The organism is Pseudomonas sp. Pseusp10 (assembly GCF_059492225.1).
In genome coordinates this window covers 4,761,353-4,780,377 of the sequence record NZ_CP168528.1, presented here as the reverse complement: position 1 = coordinate 4,780,377, position 19,025 = coordinate 4,761,353, and the positions used below count along the sequence as shown (strand labels likewise).

The following is a 19,025-nucleotide window of genomic DNA, read 5'->3' as shown; positions in this document are numbered from 1 at the left end:
ACAGGATCACACTGTACCTGTGGGAGCGGGCTTGCCCGCGAAGAAGCCGGAACAGTCAAAGGGAATCTCTCTGGCTTCCCCGCCCGGCGGCCTTATAATGCCCGCCTTTGGTACATCATCAGGCTGTCCCTCCTTGGCAAATATAGATAACCCGGCCGCCGAAATGGCAGCCGACGGCTTTTTCCGGATCGCGCTGGGCGTCGAATACAAAGGCTCGCGCTACCGCGGCTGGCAGCGCCAGGCGTCCGGGGTGCTCACCGTGCAGGAAACCCTCGAAAACGCCTTGTCCAAAGTCGCTGACTCACCCGTTTCGCTGATGTGCGCAGGGCGTACCGACGCCGGGGTGCATGCCTGCGGACAGGTGGTGCATTTCGACACCCAGGTCGAGCGTTCGATGAAGGCCTGGACCATGGGTGCCAACATCAACTTGCCCCACGACGTCAGTGTCAGTTGGGCCAAGGTCATGCCGGCGCATTTCCATGCACGATTCAAGGCCATTGCCCGGCGTTATCGCTACGTGATCTACAACGATCAGATCCGCCCGGCGCACCTGAACGAAGAAGTGACCTGGAACCACCGCCCGCTGGACGTCGAGCGCATGGCCGAGGCCGCTCAATATCTGCTGGGTACCCATGATTTCAGTGCTTTCCGCGCTGGCCAGTGCCAGGCCAAGTCGCCGATCAAGGAGCTGCACCACCTGCGCGTCACCCGTCACGGCAAGATGATCGTGCTGGATATTCGCGCCAGCGCCTTCCTGCATCACATGGTGCGCAACATTGCCGGTGTGCTGATGACGATTGGCGCCGGTGAGCGACCGGTGGAGTGGATGAAAGAGGTGCTGGAGAGCCGGATCCGGCGGTCCGGTGGCGTGACGGCGCATCCATTCGGGTTGTATCTGGTGCAGGTCGAGTACCGTGACGAGTTCGAATTGCCCGAGCGATACATCGGCCCACACTTCCTGACCGGCTTCTCGGAACTTGACGGCTGACGCCCTCGAACGCTTTTGTTACCATCCGGGACTTTCCCGGATTTGTCTTGGAGTTGTATCGACATGTCAGCCGTTCGCAGCAAGATCTGTGGGATTACCCGCATAGAGGATGCGTTGGCAGCCGTCGAGGCCGGGGCGGATGCCATCGGGTTCGTGTTTTATGCCAAAAGCCCCCGTGCGGTGACGTTCCAGCAGGCGCGCTCGATTATCAAGGCGCTGCCGCCGTTCGTGACCACCGTGGGTTTGTTCGTCAATGCGAGCCGTTGCGAATTGGGCGAGCTTCTCGATGCGGTGCCCCTGGACTTGCTGCAATTTCACGGTGATGAAAGCGTGGCGGATTGCGAGGGTTGGCACCGTCCGTACATCAAGGCGCTGCGGGTCAAGGCGGGTGATGACATCGCCGCGGCCTGCGATGCTTATGCCAGCGCCAGCGCAATCCTGCTCGATACCTATGTCGAAGGGGTACCCGGAGGAACCGGCGAGGCGTTTGACTGGTCACTGATACCGCAAGGCTTGAGCAAGCCGATCATTCTGGCGGGCGGTCTGACGCCGGATAACGTCGCCGAAGCGATTGCGCGCGTTCGGCCTTATGCCGTGGATGTCAGCGGCGGGGTAGAGGCGAGCAAGGGCATCAAGGATCACGCAAAGATTCAGGCATTTATCAAAGCGGTACGCGGTAGCACCTGTTGATGTGACGGCTGGCAGACTGCCGCCGTCCACTGCACTGTACAAAGCGGATGCACTGCACACAGCAGGCAGATCCGAGGGTTTCTGGTTGCACGCAGGTCATGTTTCGCGCTGACCGTGGCAGTCCATCGACTCTCTTCGCACACATGAATTTAGCGCTAGGGCATACACGGGGCCGCGAACCAGAGCGTTCGGGCCGCCGGTACTGGAGAAAGAAAGCATGAGCAACTGGTTAGTAGACAAACTGATCCCTTCGATCATGCGTTCCGAGGTCAAGAAGAGCTCGGTGCCTGAAGGTCTTTGGCACAAATGCCCGTCTTGCGAGGCTGTGCTGTATCGTCCGGAGCTGGAAAAGACCCTGGACGTTTGCCCCAAGTGCAACCATCACATGCGTATTGGCGCCCGCGCCCGTATCGACATCTTCCTTGACGTTGAAGGGCGTACCGAACTGGGTGCAGACCTGGAGCCGGTCGACCGTCTGAAATTCCGCGACGGCAAGAAGTACAAGGACCGCCTGACCGCTGCACAAAAGCAGACCGGCGAAAAAGACGCGCTGGTGTCCATGAGCGGCACTTTGCTGGGCATGCCGGTCGTGGTTTCGGCGTTCGAGTTTTCCTTCATGGGTGGTTCGATGGGCGCCATCGTCGGTGAGCGTTTCGTTCGCGCCGCCAACTACGCCCTGGAAAAACGTTGCCCGATGGTCTGCTTCGCGGCTTCCGGCGGTGCGCGGATGCAGGAAGCGCTGATTTCCCTGATGCAGATGGCCAAGACCTCTGCGGTGCTGGCGCGTCTGCGTGAAGAAGGCATCCCGTTCATCTCGGTGCTGACCGATCCGGTCTACGGCGGCGTTTCCGCCAGTCTGGCGATGCTGGGCGATGTGATTGTCGGCGAGCCGAAGGCGTTGATCGGTTTTGCCGGTCCGCGTGTGATCGAGCAAACCGTGCGTGAAAAACTGCCGGAAGGCTTCCAGCGTAGCGAGTTCCTGCTGGAGCACGGTGCCATCGACATGATCATCGACCGTCAGGAGCTGCGTCCGCGCCTGGGCAATCTGCTGGCGCAAATGATGGGCCTGCCGACGCCGAAGTTCGTTGCTGCACCCGTCGAGCCGATCGTGGTTCCGCCGGTGCCAGCCAGCCTATGATCGAACGTACCCTTGGCGAATGGCTCGCCTACCTTGAACAGTTGCACCCTTCAGCCATCGATATGGGGCTGGAGCGGTCGCAGCAGGTAGCGTCCCGCATGGGACTGGGCAAGCCGGCGCCTCGGGTGATTACGGTCACCGGGACCAACGGCAAGGGCTCCACCTGTGCGTTTGTGGCCTCTTTGCTGCGGGCTCAGGGCTTGAACGTGGGGGTGTATAACTCCCCGCACCTGCTGCGTTACAACGAGCGGGTACAGGTCAATGGCGTCGAAGCCACGGACACCGAGCTGTGCGAGGCCTTTGCTGCGGTAGAAGCCGGGCGCGGCGACACTTCCCTGACTTACTTCGAAATGGGCACCCTGGCGGCATTCTGGCTGTTCCAGCGCTCCGGGCTCGATGCGGTGGTGCTGGAAGTCGGTCTGGGCGGTCGTCTGGACACGGTCAACGTGGTGGACGCCGACGTGGCGCTGGTCACCAGTATTGGCGTCGATCATGCGGATTACCTCGGTGATACCCGAGAGTCCGTGGCCTTCGAAAAGGCCGGTATTTTCCGTCAGGGTGCGCCTGCGCTCTGCGGCGATCTGAATCCTCCACAACCACTGCTGGACAAGGCGCGTGAGCTCAATTGCCCGTTTTTCCTGCGTGGGCGCGATTTTGATCTCGGCATGACCGATCACAACTGGCAATGGCGCGGCGTCGATGCGCAGGGGAGTGCAGTCGAGTTGCGCGACCTGCCGCTGCTCGATCTGCCGATGGAAAACGCTGCGCTGGCGCTGCAGGCTTACTTGCTGCTCGGCTTGCCTTGGGTGGATGCGCAGATTGTCGAAGCACTGCGGGCAACGAAGGTGGTCGGTCGCCTGGATCGCCGCGAGTTCGAGTGGCAAGGCAAACGCTTGAATCTATTGCTGGATGTGGGGCATAACCCGCATGCGGCGGAGTATCTGGCTCGTCGTCTGGCCGGTCGTCCGCCGGTCGGCAGGCGTCTGGCGGTGTTCGGGCTGCTGGCGGACAAAGACCTGGGTGGTGTTGTCGGCGAATTGAATGCTAGTGTCCAGCACTGGGCCGTTGCACCTCTGGATTCGCCTCGGGCGCGTTCGGTTGCGGATCTGCACGACGCGTTGCAAGGTCTTGGTGCTTCGGTCACGTCATACGAAAGTGTAGCGGCCGCCCTGGAAGGGCAGTGCGCGCAAGCCACGAGCGACGACGAAATCCTGTTGTTCGGATCATTTTATTGTGTCGCCGAGGCCCTTGAATGGCTGGCCCGGCGCTCCACGGAGGACGCGGCGAATGGCATTGCTGGATAAGGCATACAAACAGCGCATGGTTGGCGCCCTGGTGTTGGTCGCACTGGCGGTGATTTTTCTGCCGATGCTGTTTTCCCGCCAGGACGAACAGCGCCAGGTGACGGTCGAAGCGCCTGCAGCTCCGCAGGCGCCGGCGATGCCCCAGGTACAGGTCGAGCCCGTAGTGGTGCCTGAGCCGCAAGCCTTGCCTCAGGAACCCGTGCCGAGCGATGACGAAATCGCCCAGCAGGAGGCGGCGGTGCCAACTGCGCCGGTGGCGCCAGCGCCTGCTGCCAAACCGGCTGCACCAGCGCCGGCCCCGGCTCTGGCGGCTAAACCCGCGACCGCACCTGCCCAGCCCATCACGGCCGCACCGGGCAAACCGGACACCACGCAAAGCCGTGTCGATGCCAATGGTTTGTCTGTCAGCTGGTCGGTGCAACTGGCCAGCCTGTCGAATCGTGAAAGCGCAGAAAAACTTCAGAAAACCCTGCGCAGCCAGGGTTACAACGCCTATATCCGTACCGCCGACGGCAAAAACCGGGTGTTTGTCGGGCCGCTGATCGAGCGCGCTGAAGCCGACCGGCTGCGTGACTTGCTGAACCGCCAGCAGAACCTGAAGGGGTTTGTCGTGCGCTTTCAGCCGGAACGTGGCTAAAACTATCGCCCCGATATGAAATGCACTGACAATCGCAGCTTACCGATAAGCATGGGCTCTGCTAAAATGCGCCGCCTTATCCGTCTGTAGGCTGCACTGTGCCATTTACCTGGGTTGACTGGGCGATCGTAGCAATCGTCGCCATCTCCGCATTGATCAGTCTGAGCCGCGGCTTCGTCAAAGAAGCACTGTCGCTGCTGACCTGGATCATCGCAGGAGTCGTAGCCTGGATGTTCGGTGGCTCACTGTCCGAGTACCTCGGCGGGTACATTCAAACGCCGTCGGCTCGTATAATCACGGGCTGTGCCATCATGTTTGTCGCCACTTTAATCGTAGGCGCAATGATCAATTATCTTATCGGCGAACTGGTTCGCGTCACTGGGCTCTCCGGGACCGACCGATTCCTCGGCATGGCCTTCGGCGCCGCGCGTGGCGGGTTGCTGGTGGTTATCGCCGTCGGGCTGTTGAGCCTGGGGCCGGTACAGCAGGACGGGTGGTGGAAAGAGTCACAGCTCGTGCCAAAATTTCTATTGGTCGCAGACTGGTCCAAAAACCTGATACTTGGGTGGAGCAGTCAGTGGCTTGCCAGCGGAATCAGCGTACCCGCTGATATTCCGTTCAAGGAGCAACTCTTGCCGATGGCCAAAACGCCTCAGTGAGTAGTGCTCAGTTCAGATCCATTAAGTAGGGGTTGCGTCGCATGTGTGGCATCGTCGGTATCGTCGGTAAGTCGAACGTCAATCAGGCGCTGTATGACGCGCTAACCGTCCTCCAGCACCGCGGCCAGGACGCTGCCGGTATCGTGACCAGCCATGATGGCCGGTTATTCCTGCGCAAGGACAACGGTCTGGTGCGTGACGTGTTCCAGCAGCGTCACATGCAGCGTCTGGTCGGTCACATGGGCATTGGCCATGTGCGTTATCCAACCGCAGGCAGCTCGACATCGGCCGAAGCTCAACCGTTTTACGTCAACTCGCCTTACGGCATCACCCTGGCGCACAACGGTAACCTGACCAACGTTGAACAACTGGCCAAGGAGATTTACGAATCTGACCTGCGCCACGTCAACACCAGCTCTGATTCGGAAGTGCTGCTCAACGTGTTTGCGCACGAACTGGCCCAGCGCGGCAAGTTGCAGCCGACCGAAGAAGATGTGTTTGCCGCCGTCACTGACGTGCACAACCGCTGCGTCGGTGGTTATGCCGTCGTGGCGATGATCACTGGCTACGGCATCGTCGGCTTCCGCGACCCGCATGGCATTCGCCCGATCGTTTTCGGTCAGCGCCACACCGACGAAGGCGTCGAGTACATGATCGCCTCGGAAAGCGTTTCCCTGGACGTGCTGGGCTTCACCCTGATTCGCGACCTGGCACCCGGCGAAGCGGTCTACATCACTGAAGAGGGCAAGCTGTACACCCGTCAGTGCGCGACCAACCCGTCCCTGACCCCGTGCATCTTCGAACACGTCTACCTGGCGCGTCCGGATTCGATCATCGATGGCGTGTCGGTCTACAAGGCCCGTCTGCGCATGGGTGAGAAGCTGGCCGAGAAGATCCTGCGCGAGCGTCCGGATCACGACATCGACGTGGTCATCCCGATTCCGGACACCAGCCGCACCGCAGCGCTGGAGCTGGCAAACCACCTGGGCGTGAAGTTCCGCGAAGGCTTCGTGAAGAACCGCTACATCGGCCGGACCTTCATCATGCCGGGCCAGGCTGCACGGAAAAAGTCCGTACGCCAGAAGCTCAACGCCATCGAACTGGAATTTCGCGGCAAGAACGTGATGCTGGTGGACGACTCCATCGTTCGCGGCACCACGTGCAAGCAGATCATCCAGATGGCCCGCGAAGCCGGCGCCAAGAACGTCTACTTCTGCTCCGCGGCGCCAGCGGTTCGCTACCCGAACGTCTACGGCATCGACATGCCGAGCGCTCACGAGCTGATCGCCCACAACCGTTCGACCCAGGACGTGGCTGACCTGATCGGCGCCGACTGGTTGATCTATCAGGATTTGCCTGACTTGATCGAAGCGGTCGGTGGCGGCAAGATCAAGATCGACAAGTTCGATTGCGCGGTGTTCGATGGCCAGTACGTCACCGGCGACGTCGACGAGGCTTACCTGAACAAGATCGAACAGGCACGCAACGATGCCTCCAAGGTCAAGACGCAGGCAGTCAGTGCGATCATCGATCTGTACAACAACTGAGTTTCTACCGGCCCTGAGGGGCCGGTTTTGTATCTGGCAAAAAGACTTTTATCTATCAAGAGCAGGGCAAGGAGTGACAGCATGAGTCAGGAATGGGATGCCGGTCGGCTGGACAGCGACCTTGAAGGTGTAGCGTTCGATACCCTGGCCGTACGCGCCGGTCAGCACCGCACGCCGGAAGGCGAGCACGGTGATCCGATGTTCTTCACCTCCAGCTATGTATTCCGTACCGCCGCCGACGCTGCTGCGCGCTTCGCTGGCGAAGTACCGGGCAACGTTTATTCGCGCTACACCAACCCGACCGTGCGCGCGTTCGAAGAGCGCATCGCCGCGCTGGAAAGCGCCGAGCAGGCCGTGGCCACGGCCACCGGCATGGCGGCCATCATGGCGGTGGTGATGAGCCTGTGCAGCGCCGGTGATCATGTGCTGGTGTCGCGCAGCGTATTCGGCTCGACCATCAGCCTGTTCGAAAAGTACTTCAAGCGTTTCGGCATCGAAGTCGATTACGTTGCCCTGGCGGATCTGTCCGGCTGGGACGCGGCGATCAAGCCCAACACCAAACTGCTGTTCGTCGAGTCGCCGTCCAACCCGCTGGCCGAGTTGGTGGACATCGCTGAACTGGCGAAAATCGCACACGCCAAAGGCGCGATGCTGGTGGTCGACAACTGCTTCTGCACCCCGGCCTTGCAGCAGCCGCTGAAAATGGGCGCGGACATCGTCGTGCACTCGGCCACCAAGTTCATCGACGGCCAGGGCCGTTGCATGGGTGGCGTGGTCGCTGGCCGCAGCGAGCAGATGAAGGAAGTGGTGGGTTTCCTGCGTACCGCCGGGCCGACTTTGAGCCCGTTCAACGCCTGGATCTTCCTCAAGGGCCTGGAAACCCTGAACCTGCGCATGAAGGCGCATTGCGCCAACGCCCAGCAACTGGCCGAGTGGCTGGAGCAGCAGGAAGGTATCGAGAAAGTCCACTACGCGGGCCTCAAGAGCCATCCGCAGCACGAACTGGCGCTGCGCCAGCAGAAGGGTTTCGGTGCTGTCGTCAGTTTTGAGGTGAAGGGCGGCAAAGAGGGCGCCTGGCGTTTTATCGATGCCACGCGTCTGATTTCGATCACCGCTAACCTGGGCGACAGCAAAACCACCATTACGCATCCGAGCACCACGTCCCATGGTCGTCTGGCGCCGCAAGAGCGTGAAGCGGCGGGCATTCGTGACAGTCTGATCCGCGTTGCGGTCGGTCTGGAAGACGTGGCGGACCTGCAAGCCGATCTGGCGCGCGGTCTGGCTGCGTTGTGATCGAGTTGTCTGCGCCGACCACCGGCTCAAATGGCCGCGTAGCGCTGGTAACCGGTGCTGCGCGAGGCATTGGTCTGGGGATCTCGGCCTGGCTGATCAGCGAAGGCTGGCAAGTCGTGCTGACGGATCTGGACCGGGAGCGCGGTTCGAAAGTGGCGAAAGTGCTGGGCGACAACGCCTGGTTCATCGCCATGGATGTCGCCAACGAGGGGCAGGTTGCGCTGGGCGTGGCCGAGGTGCTCGGCCAGTTCGGGCGCCTGGATGCGCTGGTGTGCAATGCGGCGGTTGCCGATCCGCACAACATCACCCTGGAAAGCCTCGACCTGGCTCACTGGAATCGGGTGTTGGCGGTGAACCTCAGTGGGCCGATGTTGCTGGCCAAGCACTGTGCGCCATACCTGCGCGCACACAGCGGCGCCATCGTCAATCTGGCCTCGACCCGCGCCGCGCAGTCGGAGCCTGATTCGGAGGCTTATGCGGCGAGCAAGGGCGGTTTGTTGGCCCTGACTCATGCGCTGGCCATCAGTCTTGGCCCGGAGATCCGGGTCAATGCCGTCAGCCCTGGCTGGATCGATGCGCGCGACCCCTCGGTGCGACGTGCCGAACCCTTGACCGAGGCCGATCATGCCCAGCATCCGGCGGGCAGGGTGGGGACGGTCGAGGATGTCGCGGCGATGGTGGCCTGGCTGCTGTCGAGGAGTGCCGGGTTTGTCACTGGTCAGGAATTCGTGGTCGATGGCGGCATGACCAAGAAGATGATTTACAGTGAGTAAGCTCCGGGATTGATGTTGAATGTGCTGCCGCTTTCGCGAGCAAGCCCGCTCCCACATTTGGAATGCATTCCCCTGTGGGAGCGGGCTTGCTCGCGAAAGCGGTCTTACTGCAAATACACAATTTTGTCTTTTTCAGAAAAACTTCAATCCTGCTATTGACTTAGGTTCTCTACCTGCGTAAATTTCGCGGCCTCGGAGATGCAAACGGGTGATTAGCTCAGCTGGGAGAGCGTCTGCCTTACAAGCAGAATGTCGGCGGTTCGATCCCGTCATCACCCACCACTCCCGAGATACTTGCGAAAGCAAGAGGTAGGCTGAAATGCCTCCACCGACGCGCAGCGGTAGTTCAGTCGGTTAGAATACCGGCCTGTCACGCCGGGGGTCGCGGGTTCGAGTCCCGTCCGCTGCGCCATATTTTCCGAGTCAGATTCATCTGGTTCGAGATTGAAAAGCTACTGAGTTTTCAATCAGACGAGTTACTTGAGCATCTGCTCAAAGCGATACGCAGCGGTAGTTCAGTCGGTTAGAATACCGGCCTGTCACGCCGGGGGTCGCGGGTTCGAGTCCCGTCCGCTGCGCCATATCTGCCCCGAGGCCAACTGAACGCCTTGGAGCTACGAAGAAAACCGCTGGTTTACTTCGAGTCGATAGCAAAAACCCTGGTCGAAAGACCGGGGTTTTTTGTTTCTGGAATTCAGCTTTTCTCCTCTCGCCTTGTTCCTGGTGGACCTTTCTGCATGCCTCGTTGCCGGAATGGCCTATCGGACGCTGACGACACCGTCGTCCAGCGGCACCCCTTCAGCCTCACGCTACCGAAATTCACGGCTACTCTTAACGTGCTGCGTCGAATAGTCGCGTTTTTTTGATTTGCTGGTCAGTTTTTAGTTTTCCGTCAGGCTATAAGCCTATAAACTTAACCTTTCGGTCAGCTTTGCACTGTCAACAACAGCCCTTTGCATCGTCGAAAGGGGCCTCTGCAAGACTCGAGATTTCCAGAACATAACCAGAAGGGCGGACCCCATAACCGCCCAGAGGATGATCCATGTCCAACCGTGATATATCCCGGCGCTCGTTCCTTCAGGGCGGGCTGGTAGCGGGTGTGAGCGTGACGCTCACGCCATTGAGCAGCCAGGCGCTGGCAGCCTTGATGGAAAACAGCGTGACCGTGCCATCCGAGCAGTGGCTCGGCAACAATGGCAAGGCGCGCGCCCGTAACGATGCCTTGTCCAAGGTCTGTGGCAGCAAGGTCTTTGCCCGCGACATCCGCGCCAAGGACATGCCGGGCTGGCCGCAGCAGCAAGGCCACGCCATGCTGCTCAAGACCGTCAAGGCGGACCGCATCTACGCAGGTCTGGACCTTTCGTGGCTCGGTGCCGGGTTGCAGCCGGATCGCATCGTTACCGCCGAAGACCTGGTCAAGGACGGTATCGTGTTCCCTGAGGAGCACGCTCCCGATCCGTTGTTGCCGGCCGGCAAGGTGCCGATGTTCATCGGGCACCCGGTGGCGATCCTGATCTGGAACGATTTCGAGCGCTTCCGTCAGGCCAAGAACCAACTCAAATTCAATGACAAGGCGATTCGTTACGGTGCCCAGGTGCCGTTCTATGAAGGCGATCCCTACGGCAGCTTCCGCTACGTGCGCGTCGGTGGTGCGACCTCGGCCGACGAAGACGAATTCGCCAGCCTCAAGGATTCGATCCTGTTCCCGATGCTGCGCAACCGCCGTCCGGTGTGGAATGCCCAGCCGAACCTGCACGGCAACCTGACCGAGCGCGGGTTGTTCTATGCCGAGCGCATGAAGCAGCAGATCGATACGCCGCCGGACAACTGGCTGGTGTTCGACGAGCGCTACAAGACCCCGTCGATCGAGCCGGCCGCCCTGGAGCCGGACAACGGCAACGGCTGGTACGACCCGGCCACCAAGACCCTGCATTTCGTCGTCGCCACCCAGTGTCCGCTGGAAGCGGCGACCGAAACCGCGAAGATGATTGCGCCGTCGCGTTTCGGCCTGGCCAACCTGAACATGCACCCGGGTTATACCGTCGGTTACGGCTCCAAAGACCACAACATTTTCGTCTACTACGCAGCGTTGGCCGCGTTGTACGGCGCCGGCGTGCCGGTGCGCCTGGCCAACGACCGCTACGAGCAGTTCCAGAGTGGCATCAAGCGTCACCCGTTCGACATTCGCTACCAGTTGGCGGTGGACAAGAACGACCACAGCTTCAAGATCTTCCGCGCTGAAATGAGTGTCGACGGTGGCGGGCGAATCAACTACAGCCCGTCGGTGGCGGCGGTGGGCGCCACGGCAGCGCAATCGATCTACTACATGCCGCAGAACGATCTGCAGGTCACGGCCTATCACTCCCGCGCAGTGGAGGCCGGGTCGATGCGTGGCTACGGCACCCTGCAGAGCATGGCGTCGACCGAAATGATGGTCGACGAAATCGCCGATCGCCTCGGTGTCGATGCCATTGAGCTGCGCCGCAAGAACGCACTGCGTTCGGGCATGAAAAACACCCAGGGCGCGATCCCGGCCGGTGCTCTGCGCCTGCACGAGATTCTCGACAAGGCAGCCGTTCACGACACCTGGAAAAACCGCGAAGCGATCAAGAAACAACGCGAAGCTGCCGATCCGGATAACTGGTACGGGGTGGGTTTCGCCATCTGCCAGAAAGACTTCGGCACCGGTTCCGAAGCGCCGATGGCCAGCATTGAATTCACCGCCGAAGGCCGCATCAGCCTGCGCCATATCGGTATCGAAATCGGTACCGGCATGTCGACCTCGCAGGCCATGGTCGCGGCCGATTTCCTTGGTATTCCGGCCCACGAAGTGAAGACCGGCGAAACCGAATGGAAAGAGTTGCAACTGATCAGTGGCGGCAACCCGTACATCATGAGTCAGGCCGAGCAGGACAATTTCCTGCGCAATCCACGCTGGGTCGGCAAAGTCGCTTCGGCCTCGTCGGCAACCAACTCCGCGTACTACTTCAGCCACGCCACCCGTGAAGCGGCGCGCGTGCTGTTCAACCACGGCCTGTGGCCGGCGGCGCTGGAGATCTGGCGACAAGGCCCTTACGGCGGTCAGGCCAACCCTTATGTGGTACGCCGCGAAGACGCCCATTGGGTCGACGGCAAACTCACGGCCAACGGTATGGAGCCACTGCCATTCGCCATGCTGGCCAAGCGCGTTCACGAGCGTGGCCTGGTGAGCGGTGCCACCGTGCATGGTTTCAACCGCTGGAGCTGGGCCGAGGCCGAGTTCAGCATCGACGGCGTGCGTGAGCGCTTGCCGCTCGACGGCCTGGCCGTGAAGTACGGCGACGGTGCACCGAAGGCGAAGAAGGCGCAGATGAACAGCGCCGGTTTCCATTTGCTGGACCGGCAGAACATCGCCTACCCGGCAACTCAGTTGAACAACGCGGCGGTGACTTACTACAGCCCGGTGGCGACGCTGGTGGAAGTGAAGGTCAACAAAGGCTCGGCGGAAGTCTCGGTGCTCAACCATCACTCGTGGGTCGAGTGTGGTCGGGTGTTGGTGGAGGAGCTGGTCAGGGGCCAGCTCGAAGGTGGTATCGCCATGGGCATTGGCCATGCGCTGATGGAAGAAATGCCGCTGTACGAAGGCGGGCCGGGGGAGGGTGACTGGAACTTCAACCGTTACCGCCTGCCGATGGCGCGGCATGTTGCGGTGTGGAAACAGACAGCGGACATCCTGCCGCCACTCTCGCCAAGCGACCCGTCCAAGGGCATCGCCGAGGTGGTGATGATCCCGGTGGTCGGTGCCATCGGCAATGCCGTGGCCCATGCCATCGGTAAACGTGTCCGCGACCTGCCTATCACTTCTGCACGCATCAAGGAGGCCCTCAATGGCTAACCGTCCGCTTCAACTGACCCTCAACGGTCAATCCGTCGGCCCGGTGGACATCCCTGATGACCTGCCGATGATCGACTACCTGCACGAATACAAGAACCTCACCGGTTCGCGCCTGGGCTGCGGCCAGGGCATTTGCCACGCCTGCGTGGTGATCGTCGACAACCCCGACGGCACCAGCGAAGAAGTGCGCACCTGCATCACCGGCGCGCACTATTTCGAAGGCAAGAAAGTGCGGACCATCGAAGGCCATGCGACCCGCGACGAGCAGGGCAAGGTCACCGAGCTGAATCCGATCCAGCAGCGCTTCGTCGATGAATTCGCCTTCCAGTGCAGCTACTGCGCACCGGGCTTCGTGAATGCCGCGACCGTGCTGGTGGAAAAACTGCAGCGTCAGCCCATCGTCAAAAGCCAGCTGGAAAAAGTCATCGAGGACAGCCTCGGTCATCACATCTGCCGTTGCACCGGGTACGTGCGCTACTACAGCGCCACCCGCAACGTGCTGACCGATCTCGGCCTGGTCAAGGAGGGTTAAGCATGAAGCTTCTACTTAGCCGCCTGGCGTTGGCGGTTGGTCTGGCTGCGCCTGTGTTGCTGGCCCACGCCGATGATGCGCAGGTCAAGCAAGGCCAATACCTCGCCCGCGCCGCCGACTGCATGGCGTGCCACACCGCACCGGGTGGTGCGCCGTATGCCGGCGGTCTGCCGATCGTGTCGCCGTTCGGCACGATCTACGGCACCAACATCACCCCGAGTAAAGAGCACGGCATTGGCTTGTATAGCGATGACGAGTTCTTTGCCGCGCTGACCGAAGGCAAGCGTCGCGATGGCGCGAACCTGTACCCGGCGATGCCCTACACCTCCTATCACCTGATGCCGCGAGCAGATTCCGACGCGATCCATGCCTACCTGAAAACCGTCGAGCCGATCGAGCGCGCAGCACCGGTCACCAGCCTGAGCTTCCCGTTCAATGTGCGCCTGGGCCTGATGGGCTGGAACATGATGTACGGCAAGGACGTGAAGCTGGAGCCGGCTGAAGGTAAAAGCGAGGCCTGGAAGCGCGGCCAATACATGGTCGATGTGCTGGGTCACTGTGGTGAATGCCATACGCCGCGCGGCTTGCCGGGTGCGATGCAACAGGACAAGCGCATGACCGGCGGGCTGCTCAACGGTTATCTGGCGCCAAGCCTGTTGGCTAACGACCTGGCGGCCCGTGGCTGGAACCATCAGGACCTGAGCTCGTTCCTCAAGCACGGCATGAGCGCCCAGGGCACGATGTTCAACGAGATGTTCCCGGTCTTCCACAACAGCACCCAGGGCCTCAGCGATCCGGATCTGGCGGCGATGGCGACCTTCCTGCTCGGCGATCAGCCGCCAGCGGCGAAAGTGCTCACCGAAATGCCGTTGGACAAACTGAGCCCAAGTGCCCAGCGTGGCCGTCAGGAATATTTGAATGTCTGCGCCGGTTGCCACGCTCCAGATGGCGAGGGCAAGCCGCACATCGCCGTGGCCATGCGTGGCAACACCACGTTGCGCCTGGAAGATCCGCGCAACCTGGTGCGGGTGATCGACGACGGTATCGGTGAGCAGAAGTTCTCCGGGTTCGAGCACATGCAACCGATGCCAGGGTTCGCCAGGAAATTGAGCGACGGGCAACTCACGGATCTACTGAACTACCTGCGTCAGGGCTGGGGCGGTCAGCCGAATGATCTGGCGGCGAATGACGTGCAGAAGTTGCGGGCCGATGCGCCGCCGCTCGAGCACAAGGCCCACTGATATGCAGCATCTCGATCTGCAAGTGATACGCAGGGCGCTGGAGTGGTCGACGGCCGGTCAGCGCATCTGGCTGTGTACGGTGCTGGCCACTTACGGCTCGGCACCGCGCGCACCGGGGTCGCTATTGGCGGTGAACACTGATGGGCAATGGATTGGCTCGCTGTCTGGTGGCTGTGTCGAGGAAGACTTTCTCGAGCGAGTCGCCGAGGGCGCGTTACTGGAGCCGGTCAGCGTTGTTCGTTACGGTGAGGGCGACGATCCACGCTCCCGCGTCAGCCTGCCGTGTGGCGGGGTGCTGGATGTGCTGGTCGAGAAGCTTGACGCTGATTGCGAGGTGCAAGCGCATCTGCGGGAGCTGGAGTCGGCACTGTTAGGCCGGCGTCGGTTGATCCGCGAAGTTGATCTGCTCAGCGGTGCGCGCAGTCTGTTCGACGATCGTGAGCAGGGTGTGCGAATCGAGCGTGAAATCGACCGGGTGCGTGTGCGCGTCGGCGCAGCCCAGCGCTTGCTGCTGGCGGGGTATTCCAGTGTCGCTCAGGCCTGTGCAGAGTTTGCCGTGGGCCTGGGTTTCGAGGTGATTCTGTGCGACCCGCGGGACGAAGTGCTGGACGGCGTCGTGCTGGAAAACGTGGAGATTCGCCGCCAACTGCCGTCTGTGTTCATCGCCGATGGTGGTTGTCACAGCGATACGGCGGTAGTGGCGTTGACCCACGATCCACGTATCGATGACCTGGCGATGATGGAGGCGGTGCGCACCGAGGCGTTCTATATCGGTGTGATGGGCTCCATGCAGACCTCGCATAAGCGCTTCGAGCGCTTGCGGCGCATCGGTGGTCTGGGGGATGTCGAGTTGGGGCGGATCCATGCGCCAATCGGGCTGAACCTGGGCAGCAAGACGCCAGCGGAAATTGCGTTGGCGGTGCTGGCGGATATTCTGCGGATTCGCAGCGGAATCGCGCGGGACCGTTTGTAACCTTCGCTGAACAAAAAAATGCGCCGCCATGTGCGTGACCCACTGTAGGAGCGAGCTTGCTCGCGATGGTCGTTAACGATGTCGCGTGTTTACTGACTAAACGCAGCGCTCTTGAGTCCATCGCGAGCAGGCTCGCTCCCACAGTGAATTGCAGTGCCGCTTAGTACCCGAACTTGTCCCGCAATCCGTAATACCACGCACCCAATGCCGCAAACGGTGTGCGCAGCATTTGTCCGCCGGGGAACGGGTAGTGGGGCAAGTCGGCAAAGGCGTCAAAACGCTCGGCCTGGCCGCGCAGCGCTTCGGCCAGCACCTTGCCCGCCAGGTGCGTGTAGGTCACGCCATGGCCGCTGCAGCCCTGGGAATAGTAAATGTTGTCGCCCAGGCGACCGACCTGAGGCAGGCGCGACAGGGTCAGCAGAAAGTTGCCCGTCCACGCGTAATCGATCTTCACGTCCTTGAGCTGCGGAAATGCCTTGAGCATCTTCGGTCGAATGATCGCTTCGATGTTCGCCGGATCCCGCGCGCCGTACACCACGCCACCACCGAAAATCAGACGCTTGTCGCCGCTGAGGCGGTAGTAGTCGAGCAAGTAATTGCAGTCTTCGACACAGTAATCCTGAGGCAGCAGGGTCTTCGCCAGCTCTTCGCCCAGTGGCTCGGTGGTAATCACTTGAGTGCCGCAAGGCATCGACTTGGCGGCCAGTTCCGGCACCAGATTGCCGAGGTACGCGTTGCCGGCGACGATGATGAACCTGGCCCTGACCTTGCCCTGTGGCGTGTGCACAACCGGGTTGGCGCCGCGTACGATGCGTACGGCCGGCGACTGCTCATAAATCGTCCCGCCCAGGGATTCAACGGCCGCCGCTTCACCCAGCGCCAGGTTGAGCGGATGGATGTGACCGCCACTCATGTCGAGCATGCCGCCGACGTACTGATCGCAGGCAACTACTTCGCGGATGCGGCGTTGATCCATCAGCTCGAGCTGGGTATGGCCAAATCGCTCCCACAGGCGCTTCTGGGACTCGAGATGACCCATCTGCTTGGCTGTCATCGCGGCGAACACGCCACCGTCCTTCAGATCACACTGAATGTTGTACCTGGCGACCCGCTCCCGAATGATCCGCCCACCTTCGAACGCCATCTGCCCCAGCAGTTGAGCCTGTTTGGGGCCGACCGTGCGCTCGATGACATCGATATCGCGGCTATAGCTGTTAACGATCTGGCCGCCATTACGTCCGGACGCCCCGAAACCCACCTTCGCGGCTTCGAGCACGGTGACCTTGAAGCCGTTCTCCAGCAGGAACAGGGCAGAGGACAGCCCCGTATAACCGGCGCCAATCACACAGACATCGGTCTCGACGTCATCCTGCAACGTCGGGCGCGGCGGAACCGCATTGGCCGATGCGGCGTAATAGGATTCTGGGTAGGGGGTGTTAGCCATCCTGCAGCCTCTGTTTAATATATTTTACGAGTGCGTTGATCCTACCCGAGTTGAAAATCGGCCGCCAGCCACCCGGAAAATCTTCTTTGTACCGGCAAAATTAAATATTTTGCATATTCATAGGGTTAGCTCGAAAAAAGGTGTTGACACCCCTACGGAATTCCGTAGAATGCCGCCTCACAGCAGGCACGTAGCTCAGTTGGTTAGAGCACCACCTTGACATGGTGGGGGTCGTTGGTTCGAGTCCAATCGCGCCTACCAAACAAAATCCGCTCTGCTGGGCGGTCTGGAAGGGCTCACCGAAAGGTGGGCCCTTTTTTGTTGCCTGGTGTTTGGGCAAATTTTGGGAGTATTTTGGGCAAACGACCACCGCGCTACACCTTCAGATCGGCTTCCACCTTCATGTAAACCACCGCGTCATCGCTGTGCCCTGCCTGGTAGTGCTCGGTCATCTTCACGTCCGCGTGAGCGCCTTCCTCAATCCATTTTTTCAATTGTTGCAGACTCGGCTTGCCGCCGGCGTAACGCAGCTTCCTGTATTCGCCTGTGGACATACGACGGCACTGTGTTTGCCGCACCAGACCCGTATCAGACACCGCCCGAGGAAATCGCCGCACTCAATGAAGCGCAGCGGCAGGCCTTTTTGGTCGCGGCCTCCCAAGCCATGGCGCCCATTCTTGTCTCGCTGTAATTGGGCGACGCCACGGATGACGAAACTCTCAACGCAAAGGCTTGGCAGGCGTATTACCGCGAGCTGAAGTTGGTTGATGTCACCGTTGCCGAACCTGAATGGCCAGTCGCACCGGAATAGTTCATCAGCCTTTAAAGAACACCCGACATCGATCGGGTATTTTTTGCCTGGAGAAAAGCTTGCCCATCACCGCGCAGCAGTTGCTGCAGATTCTCCCGAACGCCGGTAAACAAACCGGCGTTTTTGCATCTGCGCTAAACCTGGCGATGGATCGCTATCAGATAAATACCCGGTTTCGCATGGCGGCGTTCATTGCCCAGGTGGGCCATGAGTCCGGCCAGTTCCGGTATGTGAAGGAGCTCGGCGGCGACCAGTACCTGAACAAGTACGACACCGGGTCGCTGGCCAAACGCCTGGGCAACACGCCGGAGGCTGGCGGTGCCGGCCAGAAGTACCGCGGGCGCGGCCTGATCCAAATCACCGGGCACGACAATTACTTAGCCTGCAGCAAGGCGCTGTTTGGTGATGACCGGCTGTTGCGCACTCCTGAATTGTTGGAACTGGCCGAGTGGGCGGCCAAGTCGGCGGCGTGGTTCTGGAATTCTCGAAATCTGAACGCTTTGGCCGACGCCAAAGACTTCAACGGGATCACCCGGCGTATCAATGGCGGCCTGAACGGGTATGCCGAGCGGCTGGCCTTCTACAGCATTGCGCTGAAGGTGCTGACATGAAATCCGTCCTGCTGCGAATCCTTCCTTGTATAGCTGCACTGGCTCTGGTCGCCGGAGCGTTGTTCGGCGCATACCACCATGGCGTGACGGTCACGGATGAAAAGTGGCAGTCGGCATGGAATGCCCGTGACACTTGGGGCGCCGAGGCGAGGGTGCTCAATGAGGCCGCCGAGCGCGCCCAAGAGCAAGCCTGCCAACAGTCAATCAACAAGGCGGTTCAAGATGGGCAACGTATCATCGATCAAGCAACGGCTGATGCTGCTGCCGCTCGTGCTTCTGCTGGCGGTGTGCAGCTTGCCGCCGACAACCTTGCCGACGTGTTCAAACGCGCTGACCAACGAGTGGGTGATCTGGCTGCGATTGCTGACCAAGCAAGAGCCCGGTGACTGACCTGTCAGCAGGCTTACATTTCACTCGGCGAACATCAAAATATCACTGGCGAATACGGATTGATCGCCTTGGCAGCCTGCCAGGCTTGCGTGCGTGAAGTGACGCAGAGGCCGACTCAAT

At 60.7% G+C, this 19,025-nt stretch carries 18 protein-coding genes and 4 tRNA genes; 20 read left to right on the top strand and 2 right to left on the bottom strand.

Annotation, left to right across the window (positions count from 1 at the left end; translation table 11 throughout):
• Positions 1–163 precede the first annotated feature (163 nt).
• The 16 genes from truA to ACEN8Z_RS21615 all read left to right on the top strand — a co-directional run bounded on the left by truA (position 164) and on the right by ACEN8Z_RS21615 (position 15,649).
• The gene (truA, locus tag ACEN8Z_RS21690; protein ID WP_033052338.1) at positions 164–988 is read left to right on the top strand and encodes a tRNA pseudouridine(38-40) synthase TruA; all 825 of its coding nucleotides are present in this window, start codon (positions 164–166) and stop codon (positions 986–988) included.
• 63 nt (positions 989–1,051) lie between these two features.
• Positions 1,052–1,678, top strand: coding sequence for a phosphoribosylanthranilate isomerase (locus ACEN8Z_RS21685; protein WP_007997562.1), 627 nt, complete (start codon positions 1,052–1,054; stop codon positions 1,676–1,678).
• A 217-nt stretch (positions 1,679–1,895) separates the two neighbouring features.
• Positions 1,896–2,816 carry an acetyl-CoA carboxylase, carboxyltransferase subunit beta gene (accD, locus tag ACEN8Z_RS21680; protein WP_007997564.1) on the top strand — a complete coding sequence of 307 codons (921 nt, stop codon included), beginning with the start codon at positions 1,896–1,898 and terminating at the stop codon, positions 2,814–2,816.
• A complete protein-coding gene (gene folC, locus ACEN8Z_RS21675; protein WP_495595609.1) occupies positions 2,813–4,120 on the top strand; it encodes a bifunctional tetrahydrofolate synthase/dihydrofolate synthase in 1,308 nt (435 codons plus the stop codon). Before accD ends, folC begins: the two co-directional genes overlap by 4 nt.
• Complete coding sequence (locus tag ACEN8Z_RS21670) at positions 4,104–4,757, top strand: SPOR domain-containing protein (protein WP_116261647.1); 654 nt, start codon at positions 4,104–4,106, stop codon at positions 4,755–4,757. The genes folC and ACEN8Z_RS21670 overlap by 17 nt, the downstream gene beginning before the upstream one ends.
• Before the next feature lie 98 nt (positions 4,758–4,855).
• Complete coding sequence (locus tag ACEN8Z_RS21665; RefSeq protein WP_007975669.1) at positions 4,856–5,416, top strand: CvpA family protein; 561 nt, start codon at positions 4,856–4,858, stop codon at positions 5,414–5,416.
• Between the two features lie 41 nt (positions 5,417–5,457).
• Positions 5,458–6,963 carry an amidophosphoribosyltransferase gene (gene purF / locus ACEN8Z_RS21660; protein ID WP_007975670.1) on the top strand — a complete coding sequence of 502 codons (1,506 nt, stop codon included), beginning with the start codon at positions 5,458–5,460 and terminating at the stop codon, positions 6,961–6,963.
• 81 nt (positions 6,964–7,044) lie between these two features.
• Positions 7,045–8,256: an O-succinylhomoserine sulfhydrylase gene (locus ACEN8Z_RS21655; RefSeq protein ID WP_007995100.1), complete on the top strand. Its 1,212-nt coding sequence runs from the start codon at positions 7,045–7,047 to the stop codon at positions 8,254–8,256.
• On the top strand, positions 8,253–9,029 hold the full coding sequence (locus ACEN8Z_RS21650) for an SDR family oxidoreductase (protein ID WP_495595608.1): 777 nt from the start codon (positions 8,253–8,255) through the stop codon (positions 9,027–9,029). Before ACEN8Z_RS21655 ends, ACEN8Z_RS21650 begins: the two co-directional genes overlap by 4 nt.
• Positions 9,030–9,235: 206 nt before the next feature.
• Positions 9,236–9,311: transfer RNA gene (locus tag ACEN8Z_RS21645), tRNA-Val, on the top strand.
• A 53-nt stretch (positions 9,312–9,364) separates the two neighbouring features.
• A tRNA-Asp gene (locus tag ACEN8Z_RS21640) sits at positions 9,365–9,441 on the top strand.
• Positions 9,442–9,533: 92 nt separating this feature from the next.
• Positions 9,534–9,610 (top strand) — tRNA-Asp (locus ACEN8Z_RS21635).
• Positions 9,611–10,071: 461 nt separating this feature from the next.
• Complete coding sequence (locus ACEN8Z_RS21630; RefSeq protein ID WP_495595607.1) at positions 10,072–12,903, top strand: xanthine dehydrogenase family protein molybdopterin-binding subunit; 2,832 nt, start codon at positions 10,072–10,074, stop codon at positions 12,901–12,903.
• Positions 12,896–13,435, top strand: a complete 540-nt coding sequence (locus ACEN8Z_RS21625) for a (2Fe-2S)-binding protein (protein WP_007982256.1) — start codon at positions 12,896–12,898, stop codon at positions 13,433–13,435. The genes ACEN8Z_RS21630 and ACEN8Z_RS21625 overlap by 8 nt, the downstream gene beginning before the upstream one ends.
• A 2-nt stretch (positions 13,436–13,437) precedes the next feature.
• Positions 13,438–14,676 (top strand): c-type cytochrome, encoded by a 1,239-nt coding sequence (locus ACEN8Z_RS21620; protein ID WP_495595606.1) that lies wholly within the window; start codon positions 13,438–13,440, stop codon positions 14,674–14,676.
• Between the two features lies 1 nt (position 14,677).
• Entirely contained in the window at positions 14,678–15,649 is a 972-nt protein-coding gene (locus ACEN8Z_RS21615) for an XdhC family protein (RefSeq protein ID WP_495595605.1), read from the top strand.
• Positions 15,650–15,809: 160 nt separating this feature from the next.
• Here the strand turns inward: ACEN8Z_RS21615 and ACEN8Z_RS21610 are convergent, their stop codons facing one another.
• Complete coding sequence (locus ACEN8Z_RS21610; RefSeq protein WP_116261639.1) at positions 15,810–17,093, bottom strand: NAD(P)/FAD-dependent oxidoreductase; 1,284 nt, start codon at positions 17,091–17,093, stop codon at positions 15,810–15,812.
• A 184-nt stretch (positions 17,094–17,277) separates the two neighbouring features.
• Here ACEN8Z_RS21610 and ACEN8Z_RS21605 point away from each other — a divergent pair.
• Positions 17,278–17,354 (top strand) — tRNA-Val (locus ACEN8Z_RS21605).
• A 113-nt stretch (positions 17,355–17,467) separates the two neighbouring features.
• Here ACEN8Z_RS21605 and ACEN8Z_RS21600 read toward each other — a convergent pair.
• Positions 17,468–17,647: a hypothetical protein gene (locus ACEN8Z_RS21600; protein WP_495595604.1), complete on the bottom strand. Its 180-nt coding sequence runs from the start codon at positions 17,645–17,647 to the stop codon at positions 17,468–17,470.
• Between the two features lie 137 nt (positions 17,648–17,784).
• Here ACEN8Z_RS21600 and ACEN8Z_RS21595 point away from each other — a divergent pair, with 137 nt between their 5' ends.
• Genes ACEN8Z_RS21595 through ACEN8Z_RS21585 form a run of 3 tightly spaced genes read left to right on the top strand, consistent with a single transcriptional unit; the run spans position 17,785 to position 18,901 of the window.
• Positions 17,785–17,904, top strand: coding sequence for a tail fiber assembly protein (locus ACEN8Z_RS21595; protein WP_495595603.1), 120 nt, complete (start codon positions 17,785–17,787; stop codon positions 17,902–17,904).
• Positions 17,905–17,963: 59 nt separating this feature from the next.
• A complete protein-coding gene (locus tag ACEN8Z_RS21590; RefSeq protein ID WP_495595602.1) occupies positions 17,964–18,515 on the top strand; it encodes a glycoside hydrolase family 19 protein in 552 nt (183 codons plus the stop codon).
• Entirely contained in the window at positions 18,512–18,901 is a 390-nt protein-coding gene (locus tag ACEN8Z_RS21585; protein WP_495595601.1) for a DUF2514 family protein, read from the top strand. The genes ACEN8Z_RS21590 and ACEN8Z_RS21585 overlap by 4 nt, the downstream gene beginning before the upstream one ends.
• Positions 18,902–19,025: the final 124 nt, after the last annotated feature.

What these genes read in the sequence shown, in the direction of transcription:
- truA (WP_033052338.1), top strand. Translation starts at nt 164, where the DNA reads ATGGCAGCCGACGGCTTTTTCCGGATCGCGCTGGGCGTCGAATACAAA.
- ACEN8Z_RS21685 (WP_007997562.1), top strand. Translation starts at nt 1,052, where the DNA reads ATGTCAGCCGTTCGCAGCAAGATCTGTGGGATTACCCGCATAGAGGAT.
- accD (WP_007997564.1), top strand. Translation starts at nt 1,896, where the DNA reads ATGAGCAACTGGTTAGTAGACAAACTGATCCCTTCGATCATGCGTTCC.
- folC (WP_495595609.1), top strand. Translation starts at nt 2,813, where the DNA reads ATGATCGAACGTACCCTTGGCGAATGGCTCGCCTACCTTGAACAGTTG.
- ACEN8Z_RS21670 (WP_116261647.1), top strand. Translation starts at nt 4,104, where the DNA reads ATGGCATTGCTGGATAAGGCATACAAACAGCGCATGGTTGGCGCCCTG.
- purF (WP_007975670.1), top strand. Translation starts at nt 5,458, where the DNA reads ATGTGTGGCATCGTCGGTATCGTCGGTAAGTCGAACGTCAATCAGGCG.
- ACEN8Z_RS21655 (WP_007995100.1), top strand. Translation starts at nt 7,045, where the DNA reads ATGAGTCAGGAATGGGATGCCGGTCGGCTGGACAGCGACCTTGAAGGT.
- ACEN8Z_RS21630 (WP_495595607.1), top strand. Translation starts at nt 10,072, where the DNA reads ATGTCCAACCGTGATATATCCCGGCGCTCGTTCCTTCAGGGCGGGCTG.
- ACEN8Z_RS21625 (WP_007982256.1), top strand. Translation starts at nt 12,896, where the DNA reads ATGGCTAACCGTCCGCTTCAACTGACCCTCAACGGTCAATCCGTCGGC.
- ACEN8Z_RS21620 (WP_495595606.1), top strand. Translation starts at nt 13,438, where the DNA reads ATGAAGCTTCTACTTAGCCGCCTGGCGTTGGCGGTTGGTCTGGCTGCG.
- ACEN8Z_RS21615 (WP_495595605.1), top strand. Translation starts at nt 14,678, where the DNA reads ATGCAGCATCTCGATCTGCAAGTGATACGCAGGGCGCTGGAGTGGTCG.
- ACEN8Z_RS21610 (WP_116261639.1), bottom strand. Translation starts at nt 17,093, where the DNA reads ATGGCTAACACCCCCTACCCAGAATCCTATTACGCCGCATCGGCCAAT.
- ACEN8Z_RS21600 (WP_495595604.1), bottom strand. Translation starts at nt 17,647, where the DNA reads ATGTCCACAGGCGAATACAGGAAGCTGCGTTACGCCGGCGGCAAGCCG.
- ACEN8Z_RS21585 (WP_495595601.1), top strand. Translation starts at nt 18,512, where the DNA reads ATGAAATCCGTCCTGCTGCGAATCCTTCCTTGTATAGCTGCACTGGCT.